Below are 4,120 nucleotides of genomic sequence, written 5' to 3'. Positions count from 1 at the left end.
CTGGCCACCCCGGACTTCACCGACCGCCAGGCCTACCGGGGCCCGGCCGCCGAGCAGGGCGTGGAGGCCGTCGCGGCGGCCGAGCAGCCCGGTGGCGACGGGGCCAACGTGGCGGTCGCCGACATCGAGTACAACTGGCACCGCAACCACGAGGACCTCACGCAGCTGGCCCGCGAGGGCGCGCTCTTGGCCGTCGGCACCCCGGACCCGTCCTACGGCCCCCACGGCACCGCCGTGATGGGCGAGATCGTCGGGGACGACAACGGCGGCGGGGTCACCGGCATCGCGCCGGCGGCCACGCCGTTCATGTCCAACGCCATCAGTCTGGAGAACGGGTGGGCGCCGGGCGCCGCCATCGCCCTGGCCGCCGAGACGCTGGAGGCCGGCGACGTGATCCTGCTGGAGCTGCAGGTGAACGGGTGCGGCGGCGGGTACGCCCCGGTGGAGCTGGACCCGGCCTCGTACGACGCCATCAGGACCGCGACGGCCAAGGGCATCCACGTGGTGGAGGCCGCCGGCAACGGCACCCAGAACCTGGACGACCCCTGCTACGGCGGGGAGACCTTCCCCGACGGCAAGGGTGACTCCGGCGCCATCATCGTGGGCGCCGGGGCCGGGTCGCGCTCGGGCCGCACGCCCGGCTCGCGCCTGGACTTCAGCACCTACGGCTCGCGCGTGAACGTGCAGGGATGGGGCGAGACCGTCACCAGCGCCGGTTACGGCGACCTGTACGGCAGCGACGAGAACACGCACTACACGGACGGCTTCTCCGGCACCTCCTCGGCCTCCCCCATCGTCACCGGGGCGGTGGCGCAGATCTCGTCCATCGCGCAGGAGAGGGGTGTGGAGCTCACCCCGGCGCAGATGCGCGACCTGGTCGTGGAGACCGGCACCCCGCAGCCCGAGGGCGACGCCGGCCACATCGGCCCGCTGCCCAACGTGGTCAAGGCCGTGGAGGCCATGGGGTCCGGCGTCGCCGAGTGATGCCACCCCACCCGGGGGCCGCACCGTCGCCCCTGGGTGGGGAGCACACTGGGGGCATGACGACCCTCCACGACTTCACGGCCACCACCATCGACGGGCAGGAGCGCTCGCTGGGCGACTACGCCGGACAGCTGGTGCTGGTGGTGAACACCGCCAGCGAGTGCGGCCTGACGCCCCAGTACGAGGACCTGCAGAACCTCTACGCCGAGCACGCAGGTGCCGGGTTCGTGGTGCTCGGGTTCCCGTGCAACCAGTTCGGCGCCCAGGAGCCCGGCACGGAGGCGGAGATCTCCGGGTTCTGCCAGAAGAACTACGGCGTGACCTTCCCGATGTTCGCCAAGGTGGACGTCAACGGTGACGAGGCCCACCCGCTGTTCGCCTGGCTGCGCGAGGAGTCCGGCGGCGAGGAGGTCGAGTGGAACTTCGCCAAGTTCCTCGTGGACGGCGAGGGCAAGCTCGTGAAGCGCTACTCCCCGCGCACCACCCCCACCGAGATGGGCGGCGACGTCTTGCGACTGCTCGAGATCGGCCTCTGAGGCGCTACACTTCGCCGACCGCGGCCACTCCCGGAGGCGGCAACCACCCCGCGTCCGAACGGAGTCCGCGCATGCCCACGTCCACCCTGCCCTCCCGCACCCGTCGCAGCCCGCGCGTCCTCGTGACGGCGGCGGCAGCCCTGGCCGTCATCAGCAGCGGCCTGGTGCCTGCCACCGCCTCGACCGGTACCGCCGGCGCGTACTCCGCCCCGCTGCGCACGGCCGTCCGCAACCTGCCGGTCGCCCACGAGAACAACGCCGGGTACGACCGGGACCGCTTCTTCGGAGAGTGGCGTGACGCCAACGGGGACTGCCAGAACACCCGCCACGAGGTGCTCGTCCAGGAGTCCCGCATCACCCCCACGTACTCCAGCCGTCGCTGCACGGTGAAGGCCGGCAGGTGGGTGACCAGCTGGGACAACAGGACCCACCGGTACCCCTCCACGGTGCAGATCGACCACACGGTGCCGGTGGCCGAGGCCTGGGGCTCCGGCGCACGTCGCTGGACCCAGACCCGCCGCAAGGCCTTCCACAACGACCTCGGCGACAAGCGGTCGCTGAACGCCCAGACCACCTCACTCAACCGCGCCAAGAGCGCCAAGGGCCCCGAGGCGTGGATGCCCCGCGCCAACCGCTGCCGCTACGTGCAGGAGTGGGTGGCCGTGAAGATCCGCTGGCGCCTCACCGTGGACCCCGCCGAGAAGGCCGCGCTCACCCGCCTGGCCTCGCAGTGCTCCAACGTGACCCTGCGCGTCAACCGCGTCTGACCCCGCCGCCGTGCCCCGAGTCCCCTCCGGCGCGGCGTTCAGCAGGCTCGCCGCACGTCGGTGTGGGGGGGGAGTGGTCGCCCGTGAACAGCAACGCTTCCCCCAGGTCCTGCGCAGTGGTGTACGCAAAGCAGTCACCCAGGTTGAGCCCGGCGGGATGACCGCTTCCCCAACCGATGTCCCGGAAGGCGGCACGGGCGGCACGCGCCTGCGCAGGCGTGAACGGCACCACCTCGATGCCGAGTGCGTCCAGCAACTCGTCGACCACCCCGGATGCCCTCTAGCCTCGGGCCATGAGCAGCGCACGAGGGACCTTGGAGTGGACGCCGCTGGCCGACGGGCTGGACCTGGTGGCACCCCCGGTGGCCGAGGCCGCCCGCGCCGGCCACGTGCCGGGCGCCGAGGTGGTGGGCATCGACGCCGACCTGGCCGACACCGCTGCCTTCTGCGAGGCCTACGCGGTGACCCCCGAGGCGTCGGCCAATTGCGTGGTGGTGGAGGGTCGTCGCGGGGAGAGAACCACAATGGCAGCGGTGATGGTGCTGGCCACCGACCGCGCGGACGTCAACAGGACCGTCCGCAAGCACCTGGGCGTGCGCCGCATCTCGTTCGCCGACCAGACCGCCACGGAGTCCGCCACCGGCATGACCTCCGGTGGCATCACCCCGGTGGGCCTGCCCGCCGACTGGCCGATCCTCGTGGACGAGCGCGTGGCCGCCGCCGAGGCCGTGGTCATCGGCGGCGGTGTGCGAGGCGCCAAGTTGCTGGTGCCCGGCGCGGAGCTGGCCGCCCTGCCGGGCGCCGAGGTGCTGGACCTCGTCGTCCCCGGCTGACCCCGGCGGCCGGCCACCACTCAACGGTCGACGACCCGTCGTCGTTCCTGACCAGATCCTGACCGAATCATGGGCCGAGCTTGAGGTCGCCGTTGCCACGATGTGGGTTCCCCACACCCTCACCCCCTCCCGAGGAGAACTCCATGAACCGATCCGTGGCCATCGCACTCGCCGCGGCCCTCGCCACCACCGTCACCCCGTCCGCCGTGGCCGCCCCGGCCACCACACACACCGGCGGCCCCACCCCGACCACCGCCAGCAGCACCCCCACCACCGGCACCGCCCCGCGCACCACCCTCGAGCCCCGCGCGGTCGCCTCCTCGACCACCCCGGTGGCCCGCGCCGGGCAGTCGCGCACCCGCATCCAGTTCAAGCTGGCCGAGGGCACTTCCACCACCCAGCGCACGAGCGCCCTGGCCGCCGAGGGGCCGGGCGTCGTCTCCCGCCTGACCCGCAGTGGCGCGCTGCGTGACGTGCGCCCGATGGTGGACGCCCCCGCCTCCTCGCTGCGCTCCCTCAAGGCCACGGCCGAGCAGCGCTCCGGCGCGGAGCAGGCCGACATGTCGCTGTGGATGGTGGCCCGCGTGGACGCCGGTTCCCGCGACGAGGTGCTGCGCCGCCTGCAGGCCGACCCCGCCGTGGAGGCGGCCATGCCGCAGCCCCTGCCGGTGACGCCGCCCGAGGCGATGGCGGCCGCCGCCCCCGCCGTTGCCTCCCCCGAGGCCGTGTTCCGCAAGGATGGCCGCAGCCCCGTCAACATGCTGGCCACCGCGGACTTCAGCGGCCGCCAGACCTACCGCGGCCCGGCATCCCAGCAGGGCATCGAGGCCCTGGCCGTCAACAAGCTGCCTGGCGGCAAGGGCGAGAACGTGGCCGTCTCCGACGTGGAGTTCGGCTGGACCATGAACCACGAGGACCTCTCCCAGCTGGCCCGCAGCGGCGCCCTCATCGCCACCGGCACGCCGTCGTTCAGCTACCCCGAGCACGGCACCGCCGTGAT

At 72.9% G+C, this 4,120-nt stretch carries 6 protein-coding genes; 5 read left to right on the top strand and 1 reads right to left on the bottom strand.

Features of this window, described 5'->3' with window-relative positions; all coding sequences use genetic code 11:
* The 3 genes from HMPREF3099_RS08300 to HMPREF3099_RS08290 form a co-directional block, all read left to right on the top strand.
* The coding region (locus HMPREF3099_RS08300) for a S8 family serine peptidase (RefSeq protein ID WP_168168489.1) at positions 1-984 on the top strand (984 nt) is incomplete at its 5' end.
* Between the two features lie 56 nt (positions 985-1,040).
* On the top strand, positions 1,041-1,520 hold the full coding sequence (locus HMPREF3099_RS08295; RefSeq protein ID WP_070705538.1) for a glutathione peroxidase: 480 nt from the start codon (positions 1,041-1,043) through the stop codon (positions 1,518-1,520).
* 71 nt (positions 1,521-1,591) lie between these two features.
* Positions 1,592-2,287 (top strand): HNH endonuclease family protein, encoded by a 696-nt coding sequence (locus HMPREF3099_RS08290; RefSeq protein ID WP_083323633.1) that lies wholly within the window; start codon positions 1,592-1,594, stop codon positions 2,285-2,287.
* Here HMPREF3099_RS08290 and HMPREF3099_RS12980 read toward each other — a convergent pair.
* Positions 2,274-2,555: a type II toxin-antitoxin system VapC family toxin gene (locus tag HMPREF3099_RS12980; RefSeq protein WP_070705537.1), complete on the bottom strand. Its 282-nt coding sequence runs from the start codon at positions 2,553-2,555 to the stop codon at positions 2,274-2,276. The genes HMPREF3099_RS08290 and HMPREF3099_RS12980 overlap by 14 nt on opposite strands.
* Positions 2,556-2,580: 25 nt before the next feature.
* Between HMPREF3099_RS12980 and HMPREF3099_RS08280 the strand changes: the two genes are divergently transcribed.
* Positions 2,581-3,120: a YbaK/EbsC family protein gene (locus tag HMPREF3099_RS08280; RefSeq protein WP_070705536.1), complete on the top strand. Its 540-nt coding sequence runs from the start codon at positions 2,581-2,583 to the stop codon at positions 3,118-3,120.
* Between the two features lie 143 nt (positions 3,121-3,263).
* A partial coding sequence (locus HMPREF3099_RS12975) for a S8/S53 family peptidase (protein WP_202816729.1) occupies positions 3,264-4,120 on the top strand: 857 nt, incomplete at its 3' end.

The organism is Kytococcus sp. HMSC28H12, from assembly GCF_001816045.1.
Classification (GTDB): Bacteria; Actinomycetota; Actinomycetes; order Actinomycetales; family Dermatophilaceae; genus Kytococcus; species Kytococcus schroeteri.
The sequence above is the reverse complement of the archived record's forward strand: the minus strand, read 5'-3'. Positions and strand labels throughout refer to the sequence as shown.

Bases quoted from the DNA above. Each gene is read 5' to 3' on its own strand.
- HMPREF3099_RS08280 (WP_070705536.1), top strand. From the start codon at position 2,581: ATGAGCAGCGCACGAGGGACCTTGGAGTGGACGCCGCTGGCCGACGGG.
- HMPREF3099_RS08290 (WP_083323633.1), top strand. From the start codon at position 1,592: ATGCCCACGTCCACCCTGCCCTCCCGCACCCGTCGCAGCCCGCGCGTC.
- HMPREF3099_RS08295 (WP_070705538.1), top strand. From the start codon at position 1,041: ATGACGACCCTCCACGACTTCACGGCCACCACCATCGACGGGCAGGAG.